19 protein-coding genes are annotated in these 18,832 nt (G+C 30.6%); 11 read left to right on the forward strand and 8 right to left on the reverse strand.

Features of this window, described 5'->3' with window-relative positions; all coding sequences use genetic code 11:
* Positions 1–84: 84 nt before the first annotated feature.
* The 5 genes from ACXLDF_RS01715 to ACXLDF_RS01735 form a co-directional block, all read right to left on the reverse strand.
* Positions 85–945: an SDR family oxidoreductase gene (locus tag ACXLDF_RS01715; RefSeq protein ID WP_457556762.1), complete on the reverse strand. Its 861-nt coding sequence runs from the start codon at positions 943–945 to the stop codon at positions 85–87.
* Positions 946–1,018: 73 nt separating this feature from the next.
* Positions 1,019–1,420 (reverse strand): hypothetical protein, encoded by a 402-nt coding sequence (locus ACXLDF_RS01720; protein WP_457556763.1) that lies wholly within the window; start codon positions 1,418–1,420, stop codon positions 1,019–1,021.
* 35 nt (positions 1,421–1,455) lie between these two features.
* Positions 1,456–2,451: an alpha/beta fold hydrolase gene (locus ACXLDF_RS01725; protein ID WP_457556764.1), complete on the reverse strand. Its 996-nt coding sequence runs from the start codon at positions 2,449–2,451 to the stop codon at positions 1,456–1,458.
* Between the two features lie 22 nt (positions 2,452–2,473).
* Positions 2,474–3,556: an NAD(+) synthase gene (gene nadE / locus ACXLDF_RS01730; RefSeq protein WP_457556765.1), complete on the reverse strand. Its 1,083-nt coding sequence runs from the start codon at positions 3,554–3,556 to the stop codon at positions 2,474–2,476.
* Between the two features lie 296 nt (positions 3,557–3,852).
* Positions 3,853–4,476: an ADP-ribosylation factor-like protein gene (locus ACXLDF_RS01735; RefSeq protein ID WP_457556766.1), complete on the reverse strand. Its 624-nt coding sequence runs from the start codon at positions 4,474–4,476 to the stop codon at positions 3,853–3,855.
* Between the two features lie 308 nt (positions 4,477–4,784).
* Here ACXLDF_RS01735 and ACXLDF_RS01740 point away from each other — a divergent pair, with 308 nt between their 5' ends.
* The 4 genes from ACXLDF_RS01740 (at position 4,785) to ACXLDF_RS01755 (ending at position 9,144) form a co-directional block, all read left to right on the forward strand.
* Positions 4,785–5,741: an ABC transporter ATP-binding protein gene (locus ACXLDF_RS01740; RefSeq protein WP_457556767.1), complete on the forward strand. Its 957-nt coding sequence runs from the start codon at positions 4,785–4,787 to the stop codon at positions 5,739–5,741.
* A gap of 39 nt (positions 5,742–5,780) precedes the next feature.
* Positions 5,781–7,100: an ABC transporter permease gene (locus ACXLDF_RS01745; protein ID WP_457556768.1), complete on the forward strand. Its 1,320-nt coding sequence runs from the start codon at positions 5,781–5,783 to the stop codon at positions 7,098–7,100.
* 322 nt (positions 7,101–7,422) lie between these two features.
* On the forward strand, positions 7,423–8,778 hold the full coding sequence (locus ACXLDF_RS01750; protein ID WP_457556769.1) for a hypothetical protein: 1,356 nt from the start codon (positions 7,423–7,425) through the stop codon (positions 8,776–8,778).
* Between the two features lie 114 nt (positions 8,779–8,892).
* Positions 8,893–9,144, forward strand: a complete 252-nt coding sequence (locus ACXLDF_RS01755; RefSeq protein WP_457556770.1) for a hypothetical protein — start codon at positions 8,893–8,895, stop codon at positions 9,142–9,144.
* A gap of 47 nt (positions 9,145–9,191) precedes the next feature.
* Here ACXLDF_RS01755 and ACXLDF_RS01760 read toward each other — a convergent pair whose 3' ends face one another.
* On the reverse strand, positions 9,192–9,581 hold the full coding sequence (locus ACXLDF_RS01760) for a hypothetical protein (RefSeq protein ID WP_457556771.1): 390 nt from the start codon (positions 9,579–9,581) through the stop codon (positions 9,192–9,194).
* A gap of 235 nt (positions 9,582–9,816) precedes the next feature.
* Positions 9,817–10,278: a hypothetical protein gene (locus ACXLDF_RS01765; protein WP_457556772.1), complete on the reverse strand. Its 462-nt coding sequence runs from the start codon at positions 10,276–10,278 to the stop codon at positions 9,817–9,819.
* Positions 10,279–10,451: 173 nt separating this feature from the next.
* Between ACXLDF_RS01765 and ACXLDF_RS01770 the strand changes: the two genes are divergently transcribed.
* The 5 genes from ACXLDF_RS01770 to ACXLDF_RS01790 all read left to right on the forward strand — a co-directional run bounded on the left by ACXLDF_RS01770 (position 10,452) and on the right by ACXLDF_RS01790 (position 15,278).
* Positions 10,452–11,060: a hypothetical protein gene (locus tag ACXLDF_RS01770; RefSeq protein ID WP_457556773.1), complete on the forward strand. Its 609-nt coding sequence runs from the start codon at positions 10,452–10,454 to the stop codon at positions 11,058–11,060.
* 79 nt (positions 11,061–11,139) lie between these two features.
* Positions 11,140–11,973: an AAA family ATPase gene (locus tag ACXLDF_RS01775; RefSeq protein WP_457556774.1), complete on the forward strand. Its 834-nt coding sequence runs from the start codon at positions 11,140–11,142 to the stop codon at positions 11,971–11,973.
* A gap of 112 nt (positions 11,974–12,085) precedes the next feature.
* Positions 12,086–13,273 carry a vWA domain-containing protein gene (locus tag ACXLDF_RS01780; RefSeq protein ID WP_457556775.1) on the forward strand — a complete coding sequence of 396 codons (1,188 nt, stop codon included), beginning with the start codon at positions 12,086–12,088 and terminating at the stop codon, positions 13,271–13,273.
* A 516-nt stretch (positions 13,274–13,789) separates the two neighbouring features.
* Positions 13,790–14,344, forward strand: a complete 555-nt coding sequence (locus ACXLDF_RS01785) for a histidine phosphatase family protein (RefSeq protein ID WP_457556776.1) — start codon at positions 13,790–13,792, stop codon at positions 14,342–14,344.
* 100 nt (positions 14,345–14,444) lie between these two features.
* Positions 14,445–15,278, forward strand: coding sequence for a hypothetical protein (locus tag ACXLDF_RS01790; RefSeq protein WP_457556777.1), 834 nt, complete (start codon positions 14,445–14,447; stop codon positions 15,276–15,278).
* Positions 15,279–15,382: 104 nt separating this feature from the next.
* Here the strand turns inward: ACXLDF_RS01790 and ACXLDF_RS01795 are convergent, their stop codons facing one another.
* Positions 15,383–16,324, reverse strand: a complete 942-nt coding sequence (locus ACXLDF_RS01795; RefSeq protein WP_457556778.1) for a sulfite exporter TauE/SafE family protein — start codon at positions 16,322–16,324, stop codon at positions 15,383–15,385.
* Between the two features lie 273 nt (positions 16,325–16,597).
* Here ACXLDF_RS01795 and ACXLDF_RS01800 point away from each other — a divergent pair, with 273 nt between their 5' ends.
* Together ACXLDF_RS01800 and ACXLDF_RS01805 are read left to right on the forward strand one after the other, a co-directional pair.
* Positions 16,598–16,789, forward strand: a complete 192-nt coding sequence (locus ACXLDF_RS01800) for an AbrB/MazE/SpoVT family DNA-binding domain-containing protein (protein ID WP_457556779.1) — start codon at positions 16,598–16,600, stop codon at positions 16,787–16,789.
* Between the two features lie 92 nt (positions 16,790–16,881).
* Positions 16,882–18,702: an ATP-dependent DNA ligase gene (locus ACXLDF_RS01805; RefSeq protein WP_457556780.1), complete on the forward strand. Its 1,821-nt coding sequence runs from the start codon at positions 16,882–16,884 to the stop codon at positions 18,700–18,702.
* The last annotated feature ends 130 nt before the right edge of the window (positions 18,703–18,832 follow it).

The raw sequence follows: 18,832 nt of genomic DNA on the forward strand, positions 1-18,832 counted from the left end.
ATTAATTTAGATAAAAAAAATACGTAATTGATGCAAATTGTCAATTGATTGTCATAATGATTATTATTTCTTCTTCATTATCTCTTATTTCATTTTCTTTTTCTTCATTTTCTTTTGAATCAATTTTAACTGCGTATCAATAATGAAATGACCCAATTTTGGCCAGTGACGTTGAATAAATTGCACCCAACTTGAATCTCCTGGATAAATTGTATAATTTTCTTTTAAAATACCTTTCACAAATTTCAAAGCAACTGCATCTGCAGACATTAAACTCCCCGATTTGGAAATCTCGACGCATTCATAAGGTTTAATCTTATTTTCTTCATTAAAACCAGGTGTTTGAGTATCTGGCGGAAAAATAATTGAAAATTTAATATTATAAGGTTTTAACTCGTGCCGCATAGATTCTATCAAACCGTAAATTGCAAATTTTGTGGGAGTATAGGTTGCATATCCAATTATTCCAACTATACTTGAAAGAGAAGCAACATTAGCATAATATCCACGCTTTTGTTTCAAATAATATGGAAGAATGCACATCATAGGAACAAGCTGTCCATAATAGTTAACATTCATATTATTACGAAAATCTTCAATCTTTAAATTTTGAAGATAACTAGGATGGGCATAACCAACAACATTAATCATATAATCAGGAACACCCCGTTTGGCAACAAATTCATCAAACAATTGGCGGAATTTTATTTCATCGGTAGTATCACAAGCAAACATTTCCACAAATTGGTTGGAATTTGAACAAAGCTTTTGGCATTCTTCTTGTGCCTGTTGCAGAGTTTCTTGATTTCGAGCTACAAGACAAAGGTTTCCACCAAATTGCGCAACATACTTTGCAGTAGCGAAACCTATACCTTTTGAAGCACCACAAATAATTACTATTTTTCCACTAAATGGTTGTTTTTGAATTAGCTGTTTTATTTTCATGATTTCTCCTCTTTATTTTATTCATTTGCATTATTATTTTGATTTTAAATTTCCATTATAATTTAATTATATTTTAAAAGGTTATCCAAGAACCACCCACAATTAAAAATACTATTCCCATACCAATACAAGTTATATTAATGCTTAGATTTATAACCATATCTGTTAATGATTTTGTATATCCTTCGTTTTGAATGTTAAAAGAAGTATCAAGCAAACCAAGAAAAAGTAAAGACCCACCTGATCCAATTGTGAGAATTATACCCACTTTAGAATTCTGTAACAAAGTTATCCCTGAAATGATTAAAGCAGGAGTTAACCAAACCAGATCTGGAATAGGAAAGGAGCGCTCAAATGCAAGATATTCAGAAGATTTATTAGGATTTTGATTTTCAACTTTAAAAAAATAAATCCAGAAAAGAATCAACCCGCCTGCAATAATAAATTCACTTATTGCGATCCAGATCGCATTCATAATTTACTCAAAGAACTGTTTGAATAAAAAGATTTTCAGTGACTATCAATCCACTGCTTGATTTTATTAAGAATATGATATTTTTGGGCTTGAACATCTGTTAACAACTCATGAAAAGCATTTGGAATCAAATGTAAAGCTTTATCAGTTCCACCTAAACGTCTTATATATTCTTTCATACCTTGTAAATCAACCACAACATCTTTATCGCCATAAAATAGGCACGAAGGAACAAAATTTGAAAAATCAAGCGGTTTAAGTTGATGAACCATTTTTATCACTTGATAATAATATCTGGGCGTAATTTTATCAAGTCTCAGCGGATCGTTCATTTGATATTGAATATAAGCTTGAGAATTTGTTGAATAGCGGCCTTGACCTCGATCCTTGATATTAGGGCGCTCAATCCCACCAATTAGCCCATATGTAAATGATTTTTGGATTAATGTAATTTCAGCAAGAGCAAAAGGTTTTAGAGCAGGTGATAGCAAAATCAAACCATTAATCATTTTTTGTATTTTTATGGTTGTTAAAATTGATACTGCAGCGCCCATACTCTCTGCTACAATAAATATTGAAGATTTCGGATATTGCTTACGCAAAAAAGAAATAAATTCGACAATATCAGCAAGCCATAAAGAAAAATCAAGAATATCACCACGAGGATTCGATTCATTCCAACTAAGACCATGTCCTCGAAGATCGGGAGCAACAACACGCCAACTTTTCGAATCGGTAAATTGAGCCAGATGATCTGCTAAAAGCACAAATTTTTGACCATGAGAATGTAAACCATGCAAACATACAACGATCTTAGAAATTTTGAGATTATCATCTCGCTGATTGAGTTTCATTATTGGAATCCATTTTCTGTAAAATAGGGGTAATCCATCAGAAGTACTATATTCAGAACACTTTTGCTCTGTTAGTGGATGAATTCGCATTTTTTCTAAAAATGGATTTGACCAACCCCCAATAGCGATATTTTTTATAGTAATCTTCTTCTTTTTTCTTTGATTTTTTTTTGGCAAATTGGATTTCACCGTTATAATTTTATAAATGGAAGGGAGAAACACGCATGTGGGCAGATTTTTCAACCAATGCAAGAGTACTGTCAACCAAATCTCTGTTGAACTTTTCATAAAGGCCTTTTTTAAATTCAATAAATGAAGGATGGAAATTAAATTGATAATGTGACAATTTTTTTCTGTTTTTGGTATCGTTTTTTTGCTCACTTTTTATTTCATTTAGTATTTTTCGAATGTTTTGATCACTCTGATTATTCTGATCTTTCATCGTAAAATAATCCTCAACTGTCATCAATATTTCATCCACTTTCTGAAATCCTCCTAAAAGTGATTCTTTATCTAAAATTGAAGGAATTACATCAGGATCAGCATATTTGTTACGAATCCAATCCGGAATCTCTAAATATTCTGCCAGTTGTTCCACTTGCGTTCGATATAAATGCATAATGGGCATTACATCAGCACAATGATCAACACCCCATTTTGAAAATGTTCCAGTAAGCCACTCTGTGCGATTTGCTGCTCCAACCACCATTAAGTTACCCAATTCTGCGAGTTGATACAATTTCACCATTCGTAACCGATGTTTACTTATAGCATAAGCATTACCCTTAGCAATCCATTTATTTTTTGGAGATTCTAGTCTATTTTGGAGTAAATGATCCCCATGATTGTTCAAAAAATGACGTTTTCCATAATCCACTGCACGATTACGCAAATATCTTGTAGGTAAAAATCTTAATGGTAATATTCTATATGTACCTGCAGCACGGACCATTCGAGTAATATTTATTCGTTTAAATTGAATGCCTAAAATTTGTGCAAACCTTTTTGCATGCTTTTGATGAATAGGTTTACTATCAAATTCTGGCAAATTTATTCCCAATACAGTTTCTTTTCCTAAAGCTCGCACAGTCAAAGAAGCAGTAACCGCTGAATCCAATCCACCACTTACACCTATTATTGCCCCATCTCGATTTAATCTGTGATACACAAATTTAATTAAATCTTCAATTTTTCCACTAACTAATTTAGGATCAATTATCTTAGGCTCACGAGAAAGATTTTTATCAGGCAAAATTCTAAATGTGTTGCGATAATTATTCATTTTTCACTATTCAATTTACAATTTAGAAGTATGTTAATGTTTTGTTAGTAAAATGTAAAAAATAAAAAAGAAAACTTATTCGCACATATCAAAACATTCACTTTATTTATTTGATCTTGATTATTCTGAGTAAAAATCAACAAAAAGTCTAAATGTCAATAATATTTATTCATTGTAATCTTGGGATCTATCCGATCAATTTCTACTTTTATTTTAAAAATAAGAAAGAAGTTATTGAAAACTAATAAAAAATCTTGATTACTTAGCAACTATCAGTAATAATTAACATTATCTAATTATTCTTCTGTTTGAGGCAATTCTACATTTCCTTGCTGCAATCTCATATAATGACGCAACACAGCTTCACGGGCAGCAAATACAAATGCCCGTTTCACATTTACTCCTGTAATCGCAATTGTCTCATAAATTAAAACATTTGATAAGCGAGCAGCATTTAAAACCTCCCGAATTTTATCAATTGGAGTTGGATTTGGTAAATCGCGCTTATTCGCCATAAGAACCAAAGGAACTTCAGCTGTACCATCTGCTCCTGGCATCACTTTAGTCCCATAAAATTTAAGCAACTCTTTCAAACTATACAAATTCTCTTCCCACTGATCGCTAGAAGAATCCCACACAAAAATAATTGCATCTGCACCTTTCAAAACAGTTTTCCTTTGATATTTATGGCGACGCTGCCCTGCTACGGTATAGGTTTGGAAGACTACATTACTTACCCGAGCCACAACTCGGTCGAAGAATAATGTGCGTCCAGTTGGGTCTGTAATGCTTTGGAGCTTCCCGCTAGCTAACCCTTCTTTTTCATATATCCATGCTAACGCACATGTCTTACCACCCATTGATGGGCCCCAGAATACTAACTTAAATACAAGAGTATTATCAGAACGTCGTGAAGGCATATTCATCACAAATTTGTTCGGGGGGTTTTGGCTTAACCGAACATTTACTAATAAAAATAGGGCATTGTGTCTTAAATGTTTTTTCACATAATTTATAAAAGAATTCTTAGTACTAAAAATTCAATACAACAGATAGCGTTGAATAACAAATGGAGTTATCAAAACAATAAGTCCATATGATGATAAAGCTTGAATAAATCAATTTAAATGAAAATTATAAAATGCTAAGAATTGTACTCCTAAAATCTTTTGAATAATAGAAAATGAAGAAAAATAACATCAATTTAATAATAGTGTAGGTAGAAATCATGTCAAATGGAATTGAATTGATTAATTTAACAAAAATGTTTTCTGATTTAACCGCTGTTGATAATATAAATTTGAAAATCCGCAAAGGTCATTTATTTGGCTTTTTAGGACCAAATGGGGCAGGAAAAAGCACTACAATTAACATGCTTTCAACTGTACTTAAACCTACCTCAGGAACTGCAAATATACTAGGTTACGATTTAATTCATGATTCTCAAAAAATTAAGTCCTTAATTGGTGTTTGCCCGCAGGAAATTGTAATGTATGATTATTTAACAGCGCGTGAAAACATTGAACTAATCGCACGACTCCATAAAATTCCAAAATCGGAATATAAAGAGCATATAGATGAGCTATTAGGCAGAATGAAACTATTAGATAGAGCAAATAGTCTTATAAAAGGTTTTTCTGGTGGAATGAAACGAAGAATTAATGTTTTAATGGCAGTTATCCATAATCCAGAAATAATTTTTTTTGATGAACCTACAGCTGGATTGGATCCTCAAAGTAGACGAGTAGTTTGGGATTTTATTAAAGATTTTGAAAAAGAAAACAAAACTGTAATTCTAACGACTCATAATATGGAAGAGGCTGATGATCTATCAGATAACATTGCAATTATTGATCATGGTAAAATTATTGCTGAAGGTTCACCACAACAATTAAAGGGAGAACATGGAAAGGGAGATATAATTGAATTTCGTGTGTTTAATAACAGTTTGGAAGAAAGAGAGAAGATTGTTTCTTTCTTAAATGAGAATTCGGAGATCCTCTGGGCAAAATGCTTGGGAAAAGAAAGAATCGTATTTAATGCTTATGATGGCTTAAGGAATATTTCTCATTTTTATGATATATTGGACAAGCAGTTCAAAATAAAAATGCAAGATTTAGTTATTCGACAAAATACATTAGAAGATGTATTTATAGACCTAACAGGTCGAAATTTACGAGATTAAAAAAAAGAAAAACATAATTGAAAAAGGAGAATAAAAAAAATGAAGAATTTAGTTAATAAAAATATGAAAAAATCAGTTAAGAATAAAAAGAAGAACAAAAGTATTTTATTTTTCTTTCAACAATCAAGTGCTTTAATATCAAAATATCTTAAAATCACCTTGCGCGAAAAAGAGAATTGGTTTTGGATATTTGGTTATCCACTCCTATTTATGATCTTATTTTCTGTTGCATTTAATAACACAAATTCCCGATCTACATATACAATCGCAATTATTAATCATGACATTGAAGGATTAGATGATCCTCTACATGATTTAGGAGGAAATGCATCTTTATATTTAATAGAACTCTTTGAAGAAAACACATCACTTAGTGAAACTTTTCATTATCAGAAAACATATCAAAATGGAACAGAATTGACAGAATCTGGGGCTTTGGAACTGGTTAATTCAGAAAAAATAGATGGGGTTATTATTATTCCTAAGAATTTTTCAGAATCAATTATTGGAAGTACATGGTGGTACCCATTGATAAAAAATGGAATGATCCCTCCTAACATAGATGATCATTTCGCTCAATTTGCCATTGCTGTAAATAATACGAATTATACTGCAGGAGAACCACAACTTCAAGTTCATACTGTAGCAGATACAGTAACTGGAGTAGTAATAACAAATATTTTTGAAAGTATTGTAAACAACATTGTTCTTTTATATAATAACATAACAACACTAAAAATTGAGCAGACAATCGGTCCGGATGATAGAAATCTTACATGGTTTGACATGTCGGCACCTGGCATTATTGCTGTAGCAGTATTAGTTGGAATCTCCAGTGTGGGAACAATGTTTGCTTTTGAACGATCCACTGGTATGCTTAAACGTCTTGATACAACCCCTGTTTCTAGATCCACTATATTATTAAGTGGGGGATCTGCTCAACTTATATTTTCTGCTATTCAAATCTCAATTCTTTTAGCATGTTTGCCTTTATTTGGAGTGAATACTTCACCTGGAGCTAATTGGTTTCTTGCATTTTTAATAATAATGGATTTAAGTTTGACATGCATCGGATTAGGCTTAATCTTAGCTAGTTTTGCTAAATCAACAAATGCCGCTGGAGGTTTAGCCTGGATAATTATATTACCTTTGCAATTTTTAGGTGGTGCATTTTTCCCAATGGATGGAATCATTCAAAAATTTGTTCCGACATATTATGCAATTCGAGCAATTAGATTGGTGTTAATATATGGTGCAAGATGGTCGCATATTTGGGAAGATCTATTGATTGTATTCGCTTTCGGTGTGATCTCAACGATATTAGGAATAATTATCTTTTCGAAAAAGAAGCAAATCTAAGAAGAATACGTGCGAATAGGTTTTTTTTTTGTTTTTCACTTAATTTTAATTATAATGTTTAGAAAATAAAATAGTTCATGTGTTAATTTTCTGTAGATAAAACTAATCTTAAAAAAAAATTGTCACGGATAAATTTAGTGATTGAGTTAACCTATTATTTCTCTATATATTCCCTATATGAAGAATATAACCCGCTATTTTACTAAAATAGGTATATTTTTATATTTAGACTTATGTGCGAATAAGTTTTTTACTAGATTTAGTATAGATAGTTATCTAGAGAAATAAAGTATAAATATTTTATAGAGTGGGATATAATATTATGGCAAAACGGTTGTACTTTCTTGATTTTTTAAGAGGATTGGCGATTATTGGAGTTGTTGTTAATCATGCTATCGTTTATGGTATAATGTTGAATAATGAAAATGCTTTAACCTATTTACCTAAATCTCCATTAGTGGTATTTGCTCCTTTTATGATTTTTGCTACTTGGGCAGGATTATTTTCAATAATAAACGGCATTGGAATTAGTTACAATTTAGTTTATCGACTAGAACAAGGAATTCCATTAAAAAAAGCCTTAAAAAGCCCCTTAATCCATAGTACAAGCATCTTAATAACTCATTTTATTTTTCAAATTTTCTTTACTCGAGGAACTAAAGCAATAATTGGAGATGAACCATGGTTGTCAATCGGAACTGGTTCAATTTTACAAAATAGCCCTCAACCTTTGAATTTACTTGTTATTTTTAGATCTGACGCATTAAGTAGCATTGCAATGAGTGGTTATTTTGCTTGTTTAGTAATTGGATTAATTTGGAGACAGAAAGAAAACATTACAAATATTAAAAGAACTATGAGAATTTTAATAGAAACTACAGCTGTATGGTTAGCAATAAGTTCTTCATTGTGGAATTTCATGTATTATCATCTTTTTTTACCATCTTTGACACATGGAGGAGTTTTTTATGGATTTGCGTTATTGTTATCATTAATTGCACCTCACGGCCATGGAATTTTACCATACGGAGCATATACAATTGTTGGAATACTATTTGGTAATGCATTAGCAATAAATATTAGTATCAATCAATTAAAACGAACATCAAAAAGATTTGCTTGGGGCTTGATAGGAACAGGAACCTTATTAGTACTTTTTCATCTGTTGACAGTTCCTAATATATCTCTTAATTATTTCTTTTCGTTTATTGTGATTCCACCAGATTTATACATTCCCAATTTAGGTTTGATGATCTTAACGATTCAATGGTTAATAGGTAAATTTGACTTTAACAACCAATTATCTCTGAATGAAAAAAGCTCAGAAAAGTTTAATTCACCTATTCTTAAAAAGAGTAAATTTGTTCGAGATATTGGTGTAATTACACTTTCATTATATTGTTGGGAAAATATTTGGAGTGCTTCAATGCGAATTTTGTTTATTCGAATATTTAGCTCAGTTCCTGCAGAACATGATGTATTAATGGAACATTTTTGGATACAATTGATATATTTAATATTTTATTGCCTTTCGTGGATAATTTTTATTTGGTTATGGAAAAAAATAGATTATTTGTTTGGAATGGAGTGGTTTGTGAAAAACATGGATCATTTGATGGGTAAACCCACATTCACAACCAAAACAAATACAAAAGAAAAAATAAAAATTAACAGTTAAAGCAAGAAAATATTTCAATCTGATTTTCTTATAAGAACATATAACTTATCATTAATGTTTTTGTAATTTTAAAATTAACAGTGCGAATAAGTTTATTTTAAAGGAGAAATTAAAATGGGTAAAAGTGCAGAAGATCAAGCAATTGAATTTTTTATTAAGCGAGCACAACTATCGCTTGAAACCGCAGATCACCATGTACGTGATGGAGAATTTGAAAAAGGTGCAAAATTGTATCGACAAGCGTATAGCTTCTTTTTGAAAGCTCAACAGAATCATCCTGAAGATCAAGATTTAGCTGCAAAATTGAAAAGTGTTAAAGAAAAATACCAAGATTCTGTTAAAAAAGCTAATTCTACAAAAAATTAACCACAACTATGAAAATCTTCATAAAATTGAAGCAAACTTGAATAAAATTAAATTAAAAACTTCTGAAGGATATCTTTAAAAAATGCGAAAATTTGGTAATCACCATTCCATGATGAAATTAATACTCCAAATTCATCAATAAATAATTCAGAAATTTTTAATAATACTTTTCGAATGTTACTATCTTTTTCTCGGATTTTAGCTCTTCCAACAACAAAAAACTTTGATGGTTTTTGAACAGGTAAAATCATGATCTTTGAATCTTTCATTTTGATTGCATCTATTGACTCAGCGGCCACACTTTCTACAGCGGTTAAAAATCCAGAAAAAAGAACTGGACTAATTGCAGGTTTATCCATAATTTGTGGACTTCGAGTATGAACTAGTGATAGTCCTGATTTATCTATTATCCAGATCTCCATTAACTTCGTAGCCATAAGAATACCTCTTTTTAAATTTAATTTTTGTTTAATTGGGAACGATTTTCTTACTTTTCTATAAGATATGACAAAATTATTACTTATTTCTGTTTGTTCTATGATTTTAAGTAATGAAATGCCTATTTCTTTTTTGTTAAGGATTTATTTGAAAAAAAATAGTCCGAATTTTGAAATTTAACATCCACAGATGATAAAAATTGGTTAAAATAAAAACTTCATACAGTAATGTTAATTATAAATTGGGACTTAGAGGAATTTCGATAATTTTAACTTCTTCTACGCGAGGAACACGTAAAAACTCATTTTTTAAATTTTCTAAGGAGATAGGAAGATCTTCTACTGATACATATGTTTCATAATAGCAATTTATGCTTTCAAAACACAAACCAGTTGTATGAATCGTTCCACTTCCTAAATTAAATTTCTTCATGATATCAGAAATGCCTTTAACTAATTCGGGTGAAAATTCGTTTAAACGGATTAATATTTTTTTAATTTTTGATGATTTAATCGGAAAAACCGAAATTTTTAAGATTTCATCACTCGGAATATAAATAAAGAGATAGAAAGGGGTTTCTGCAATTTTCTCTTTAACTCTTTCTGGAATTGAACTGGAATTCTTATATGCGGCTTGATCGATTAATTTCCCGAAAGAAATTTGCTTTTTCTCTTCAATTTTTTCCTCAGTAGCCATCTTTAATTCCCTCGCTGTTAATTAGTTAGTACTTAGTTCATCACTCTTAAAAACATTCTGTTAAGTTAAAACAAGCATTTTTTTATTTCTAATATTATCTAAATATCATCAACATCTGGTGTAAATAATAAGGAATTTGATGAATTCACCCAGAATTCTAAATATTTAGTATAATGTTGAGAACCCAGACAGTACTAGAAAAATCAGAAAAAGCAGAATCTCCATTTTTTGCAATATATATGCTAGATAGTAATTCGGGAGTTGAGTTGATAAGTCATTCTTTTATACCTTCACGAGTTGATCTGGATATTAATGCAATATCTGGTATGTTCAAAGCATTAGAACTATTTATTAACAACATGGCTTATTCTAATCAATTTGAAACAGTTCAAGAAATTAATTTTCAAGGAATGCGAATTGTTTATGAACGTTATGGGCCCCCTCATAATCAGATTCTCTGCGTTGGTCTTTCTAGGAAGATAATTTCCGCTAAAAAAGAACATCATGTATTAAAAGTTGTTGTTAGGGATTTCTATGAAACATATCGCGAACAACTTAGAAATTTCCAAGGAGAAGTTAAGCATTTTCAAAATTTTTATGCAATATTGCAAAAAGTACCAGAATACTTTCATCAATTGTTTCCATATTACAAACCATATAACAAAGCAAATCTGAACTATAGAATTTCTCCAGAAAAACTCAATTTAACCAAAAATCTTCCATTTACCGCAGGATCTAAAATGCCTTCTCCACAAGATTATTTAAAATTAAAATCTAAATAATTTTCACATAAAATAATTATCATTATTATGGAAATAAAATTAACATGGTTTTTTTTTGCTTGCGTTTTTATAATACAGAATGAATTTTAATCAATTTTCAGGTGCAGATAACTATATCGTTAGCCCAGAACTTCAAGATATTGTAAATGTAACCATCGCTTTACAGCGTCCCCTCTTGGTGAAAGGTGAACCTGGAACAGGAAAAACATTACTGGCACATGCCATTGCGCGTGCACTTCATAAACCATTGATCACTTGGAATATTAAATCAACAACAAAAGCTGTTGATGGTTTATATCAATATGATACTGTTCAACGCTTAAACGATTCAAGATTCGGCTCAAAAACAAGAAACGTGGAAAAAATAGAAGATTACATTCGACTGGGAAAGTTAGGGAAAGCATTTACTTCAAATGAAAAAGTAGTTTTACTTATAGATGAAATAGATAAAGCAGATCTTGAATTTCCTAACGATTTACTTCAAGAATTAGATATTATGGAATTCTATATACCTGAATTAGATAAAACAATTAAAGCTAAGCATCGTCCTATCGTTATCATCACATCTAATAATGAAAAAGAATTACCCGCAACATTTTTACGGAGGTGTGTCTTTCATTTTATTCAATTTCCTACACCAGATTTAATGCGGGAGATTGTACATGTTCATTACCCAAATATTGAAGAAAATATTATTGATACATGCTTAAAACATTTTTACTCACTCCGAAAAATTACTCAACTCCGAAAAAAACCGAGTACTTCAGAATTGATTGATTGGATCGGTGTCCTTCTAAAAGCAGGCCTTTCAATTGAGACTCTTCAATCAAAAATTCCTTTCTTAGGAACCTTGATAAAAAAAGACGCAGATCTGTTATATATACAAAAATATAAGAAAGAATTAATCAGATAAAAAAAAGGATTAAAAAAATTTGATAGCACAATTATAAAAAAAAATAATCACAACAAAGTGATAAAAAATTGATTAAAACAATCGGATAAAATTTAAATAAACGGGATTCAATATGTTCATTGATTTTTATTATCTTCTAAGAGACCTAAACATCCCAGTTTCAATAACGGAATTTTTAACCTTTATGAAAGTCCTTTCAGAAGGTTATATTAAAACAACCCGTGAATTCTATTTTATTGGGCGTTCGCTGCTGGTTAAAGATGAAAGCCTTTTTGATGCTTTTGATACTGCTGTAATAAAATATTTTAAAGAAATTGAAATTCCTATTAAAATTAAAAAAGAAATGGAAGATTGGCTAAAACTTCCATTAGATCAATTTATTTCAACATATCCTTTTTTACGTAAGGATTTAGAACAAATTTCAATTGAAGATTGGCAGGAAATTCAGAATAGATTTGCCCAAAGAATGATGCAGCAAAATAAAGAACATAATGGAGGGAACTTCTGGATTGGAACAAGAGGTTCATCACCCTTTGGATGGGGCGGAAATCGCCCTGGAGGAATAAGAATCGAAGGAACAAGAGGAGGAAAATCAGCAATTCAAGTTGCTCAGCAACGCTTCTACCGAAATTATCGATCAGACAGAATTTTAGATATTCGCCAAATTCAAATTGCACTAATGAAATTGCGTAAATTAAGTAAGATTGGAGCCCCAGATGAACTTAATCTAGAAGAAACTATTCGACGCACATGTAAAAATGCAGGAGAAATTGAATTTGTTTGGGAAAAGCGAAAAAAGAATAATTTGAAACTTATGCTATTAATGGATGTTGGTGGAAGTATGACACCGTTCACAGAACTTGTTGATCAACTATTTTCTGCAGCAAATAAAGCCAATCATTTCAAAAATTTCAAATATTTTTATTTTCACAATTGTTTATATGAATGTGTATATAAGGATGCTGAATTATGGGATGGCAAAAAAGTTGCGCTAGATTTATTGTTTAAGAAATTCGATTCAGAATATAGAGTTTTTATTGTGGGAGATGCAGCTATGGCCCCTTATGAGTTAACCATGCGATATGGAGCCATTGATTATTATCAACAAAATGAAACTCCAGGAATTGTTTGGTTGAAAAAATTTAAAAAACATTTTCCCCATTCAGTTTGGCTTAATCCAGAAGTACCAGGGCCATGGATTTCACAATCTCGTAAAATGATTTCAGCAGTTTTTCCTATGTTCCAACTATCTATTGAAGGTCTTGATAAAGCAATAAAACAACTTCTAAGAAAACGCTAAGATTGTGGAGAAGATAAATGAATAATTCAAATTCCTTTTATATATTCAGTTATTTCACTTGATTATTAAAAAATTAGAAAATCACTTGGGTGAATCATATTAAATAGAATTAGAATGTTTGTATATTAACACACACACTCCTGATTTTTTCACACACATCCTCTCTCTGGTTCTGAAGCCACACACTTCAGAACTATTTATATTTTTTTCGCTATTTTTTTAAATTCTATAAACTTATTCGCACAAGAATAATTAAACTTATTCGCACACATAAATATTTTCTTAATATTCATTAATGAATTTAAAATTTCGATATAAAAAAAATTTCTAAAAAATATTTCGATTATCCATCGATTTCTTCTTATAATTTCTTATATATCATTAATGGGAAGGATTAAATATCCCAATTAGCGAGATATTTCTTCTTTTTAGAATATTAGATAAATAGGCATTTACTTGAAAAATAGAAATTTTTTTTTCTTTTAGAATACTTTTCTTTACAAAGGTAACTTAAAATTGAAAATTGCTCTCATTCGTCATGCCCAAACAACCTGGAATAAATTGAAGAAGGTTCAAGGACAAGCTGATCCGCCATTATCAAAGGAAGGCAGAGAACAGGCACAAAAGCTTCATGAAAGAATCGCATCAGAACTATCACAGTATTCAGTTATCTATTCTTCTCCAATGAAACGAGCGCTGGAAACTGCAGAATTGATTCAAGGTAAAAGTCAAGTTCCAATAAAAATTGACAATAGATTAAGATCCCGAAATTTAGGTCTTTTTTCAGGAAAAACTTTAGAATCAATACAAAAAAAATACCCTCAAGAATTTATCCTTTGGAGAACTGGTGTTCCATCATTTTGTCCACCAAATGGAGAACCTACACGGTTAATGCTTGAAAAACTCATAGATTTTCTTGATTTCATTAAAAATTCACATTCATCAGATGAATCTATAATGATTGTAACCCATCGCGAGTCAGTTGGTGCATTAATGAGAATGCTATCGAATTCTCAAATTGATTCTTTAACCCAAATTGAAAATTGTAAGCCGTATTATTTTAAGGTTTGAAGATAATAATTTCAATAGAAATCTTTTTTATAGATTTGAAGAAATAGTTATACATTAATTAAGTAATAATTAACTAACTGATATAACTAAAGATAAAGAGTTGAGTACAATCCAAGGAAAAAACTTTCTAATGATGTTTGATGTTGTTGAAGGTGGGATAGTTGAACCTATCGAATTTGATAAAAATAAACTAGTCCCCGAAAAAAGCATAATTGTAATGGATGAAGAAAATCAAACAGTTTGGCTATGGCATGGCCAAAAACGGGGATTAGTGGCACGTAGAACTGCCTTAAGGCAAGCAGAATCTTTGAAAGGGCATGGATATCAAGCAGGAAATGCCATTATTGGCCGCGATTTACATAAGATCGTTGAAATTGATTCTCGTAAAGTTGGTAGAGAACCTGAAACAACTGAACTTTTCAAGAAATTTGAACCTATTTTAGAAGCATCATATGAACCTATTGGTAATTTAATTTATGTAAAAAAAGATAAAGGTTCTCATAAAACTTCATCCTCAAGCAGTTCTTCCAAACCTTTAGCTGTTTCTGAAAAGCCAGTTGAAACAAAATCATTGACAAATAGTTCTTCTAATAATTCTACCCCCCAAAAACCAACACCTCCTCATGGAGTAAAGAGAATAGAAGAAAGACCTGTTTTGAAGCCCGTAGAAAAAAACCCTACTGTTTCTAAAAAAGCCCAATTATCAGACATTCTTATACAAGGTGCAGTGATTATGGCTGTAACTACTCAATATAAAGATCTTTGGATTTCAGTAAAGCCAGACAATTCGCTAGCTTTAGAACATATGGATGGAAAGATTTGTACCTTTAAAGTTCAAAACGGAGAAATTTCATATCTGAATGATAGTTTTGCAGAAGTTCCACCAGATAAAAAAAGTGCAATTGAAAAGAAAATTGAAGATTATCTTAAATAATTATTTAGTTCTTCTTTTTTAGAAGATTGAATTTACTTTTTTTGCCTCAAAAGATTTTTTATTCTTATTTATTCATAATTTGTAATTTATAAAATACCTTCTTCTTATGAAAAAAGCATTTTTCCACCTGCAATAACCATTATTATAGTTAAAATCAAAAGAGTCCAAGAGCGTGGGATTTTATGAGCAAATTTTGCCCCGAAAAATGAGCCATTCATCATTCCAAAACCCATACTAAGAGCAATTTTCCAATTAATTTCACCTCGAATTCCGTATAGAATAACATTAATTATCGAATTAAAAAATATTATTGTAGTAGAACCAGCAGTTGCATTGTATATTGGAAATCTAAGAATATCATAAAGAACAGGAACATTTATGGGGCCACCACCTATTCCTAAGAAAGATGAAACGAATCCAGCTAAAAAGAAAAAAGGAATTGCCCATTTTAATCGATGTCGGTATAAAGATGAAGTTAAAATATTTAATTCTTTTTTTGAATTTAGATTTTCTTGTATTGAATTTTGATCAATGCAAAGATCTGGAGAAATATTTGACTGATCTTGTCCCTTATTTTTGGTATTTTCTTTTTTTTTATACTTTATTTTTGTTAAAACGTTAGAATTGCTTTTATGTTGAAAATTTTTCTTAGATTTTTCGTTGAAAATTTGAATGGCTTTCCATCCATAGCGAAATGCAATAAATAACTCAAAACATCCAAAAATCCAATAAAATATTTTAATGTTTATGTTTAGAAAAGGATAAACTAAGAAATATGTAAAGCTTCCAGCAGTTCCAATTACTGCCATAAGTAAAAGTGAGATTATATTAATTTTTCCTGCTTTATAATGAGTATAAGCTCCAATGCCCGATGATAAAAAAATCATGAAGATTGATGTACCTTTTGCAATCTCAGGTTCAATTTCGAAAATAAGAAGAAAAATAGGCATAACCAATGGTCCACCTCCAATTCCTCCAATAGTGGCAATGGTTCCCACAATAAAACCAATATTTACCAAAAGTAAAATAAATGCCAATTCTTCCATAATTTTTACCAATTTTTGATAATTTATCTTTGTATTCTTTATGTGATGAAATTCTATTTTGATTATTTTATAAAAAAAAGTAAAACCAACATATATTGGATTATATTGGTCTTAATCCAATTTAAAATATTCTAAAAAAGGAGAGAAACAAAATAAATTTACATCCAAATGCCTTGTATATATTTACTTTTAGTCTGAAATAATAATAACGTCACTACAAAATACTTTAGTACAGCACCAAAGTTAAATTAGATTCTTTCTTTTCTAATTATAATGACCACAATAAATATAGATGAAGTTGCTTTTATTAGTGAAACTTCACTGACAATAAGAGAAAGTCGTCGTCGAACAACAATTCCTAAGCAAATTGTTGATGCGTTGGATTTAAAGGATGGGGATAAAATTCGTTGGATTCTTTTTAATGATAATCGGATTTTAATTACAAAGGTTCCAAAAAAGAAATAGAACGACATAAAAACGATATTTTTTTTTCACTTAAAAAGCACAAAGGTGGGAAATAACTTTATAAAATTCCACATTTATGAATAGGTACAGCAATGGATTTTAATTACTTGGTCACCTTTTATGAACGAATCGCTTCTACTCCAAAACGATTACAAATTACATCTATTTTGGCAGAATTATTTGAGAAATGCAAATCTCTTGAAAATCTTTCAGATTTACCTAAAATAATTTATTTAACACAAGGAAGATTAGGATCTGAAATAGAAGATTGGCCGAAGTTTGGTGTGGCTGAGAAAATGATCATCCAAGCATTAATTAAATTCACTGGCCGATCTGAAAACACAATTAAGGATTTGATAAATAAAAAGGGCGATGTTGGGGAAGCGGTTCAAACTATATTAGAACTTAGGGAAAAGAAGAAAGTAGGCTTTTCATTAGATGCATTCACTACACCAAAATCAGGAATAAAAAAAACAAATATACTTGAAATCGAACATTTATATCGAGAACTTGAAAAACTTTCTCTAACAACAGGTGAAGGTTCTCAAGATACAAAAATCAACATTATTATGGGATTATTTCGCTTATCGCGACCTGTTAGTGCAAAATATATAATTAATATAATTTTAGCCAATTTAAGAATTGGACTAGCTGAAATGACGATATTAGATGCCTTAGCGATTGCATTTACCAGTAATAAAGAAAATAGAGATAAAATCCTATATGCATACAATATTCATCCAGATTTAGGAGAAATTGCATATATTCTTGCAACCAAAGGAATAACTGAAATGGAGAAGATAAAAGTTCAAGTTGGAATTCCTATCCGGATGATGCTTGCTTCTCGGATTCAATATTATCAAATTCAACAAAAACTAGGTGGTAAAGAATTCTTTGGAGAATATAAATATGATGGAGAACGTGTTCAAGTTCATAAAAATGGCGACTCTGTTGTACTTTTTTCCCGAAAATTAAAGGTTATTTCAGAACAATATCCTGATGTCGTTGAAACAGTTAAAAAACAAGTAAAGGCAGAAAAGGCAATTTTTGAAGGTGAAATCGTTGCTATGGATAAATTTTTAGAAAAAATGCTTCCATTTCAAGTATTAAGTACACGTCGTCGAAAGTATGATATTACAAAATCAATTCAAGATGTTCCAGTTTGTTTATTTTGCTTTGATATATTATTTCTTCATCCAGCCAAAGAATCAGAAAAATCTTTTGGAAATGTTATGTTTTTACCATTTGAAGAACGACGAGAAATATTACAGAAAATAATAATTCCTTCTGATCATATTCGATTATCTATAGGTAAAATTCTTCATTCAACAGAAGAAATGGTTGAATTTTTTAAAGAAGCGCGTTCTATGGGTGCAGAAGGAATAATGAATAAAAAAATGGGTAATGATGCAATCTATCGTGCAGGAAATCGTGGATTTCTTTGGATAAAACTTAAAGGACTTGAAGGAGCAAAAATGAAAGATACCATCGATGTGGTAATAATCGGGGCATCATGGGGCAAAGGAAGGCGGAAGGGATTTTTAAGCCCATTTTTTGGAGCAGTTTTTAACAAAGACACAGGTAAATTTGAATTTTTAACCAGAATTGGTTCAGGTTTCTCAGATGAAATGTTGAACACTCTTACAGAACGATTTAAAACACTTGAATTGAAGAAGCAACCATCCGATGTAATTTGCTCTGACAAACCAGATGTTTGGTTCAAGCCAGAAGTAGTTATAGAAATTATGGGCGACGAACTAACCATAAGTAATAAAGCTGATGCAGGCGCGACTCCTACTGATCCAAATGGATACGGTCTTCGATTTCCTGTATTTCAGCGCCTTCGAGAAGATAAATCACCATTTGATATTACCACTACACAAGAAATCGTGCAATTATATCAAACCCAATGAGATAACAAGTGGAATTGAAAAATAAAAAATGAGATCAAGAAAATATAAAGAAATTATAAAGAAATAATAAGAAAATTAAATAAGAAAGTGAAAATAAGAAAATAAAATAAGAAAATGAAATTAAGAAAAA

This window comes from Candidatus Harpocratesius sp. (genome assembly GCF_054039255.1).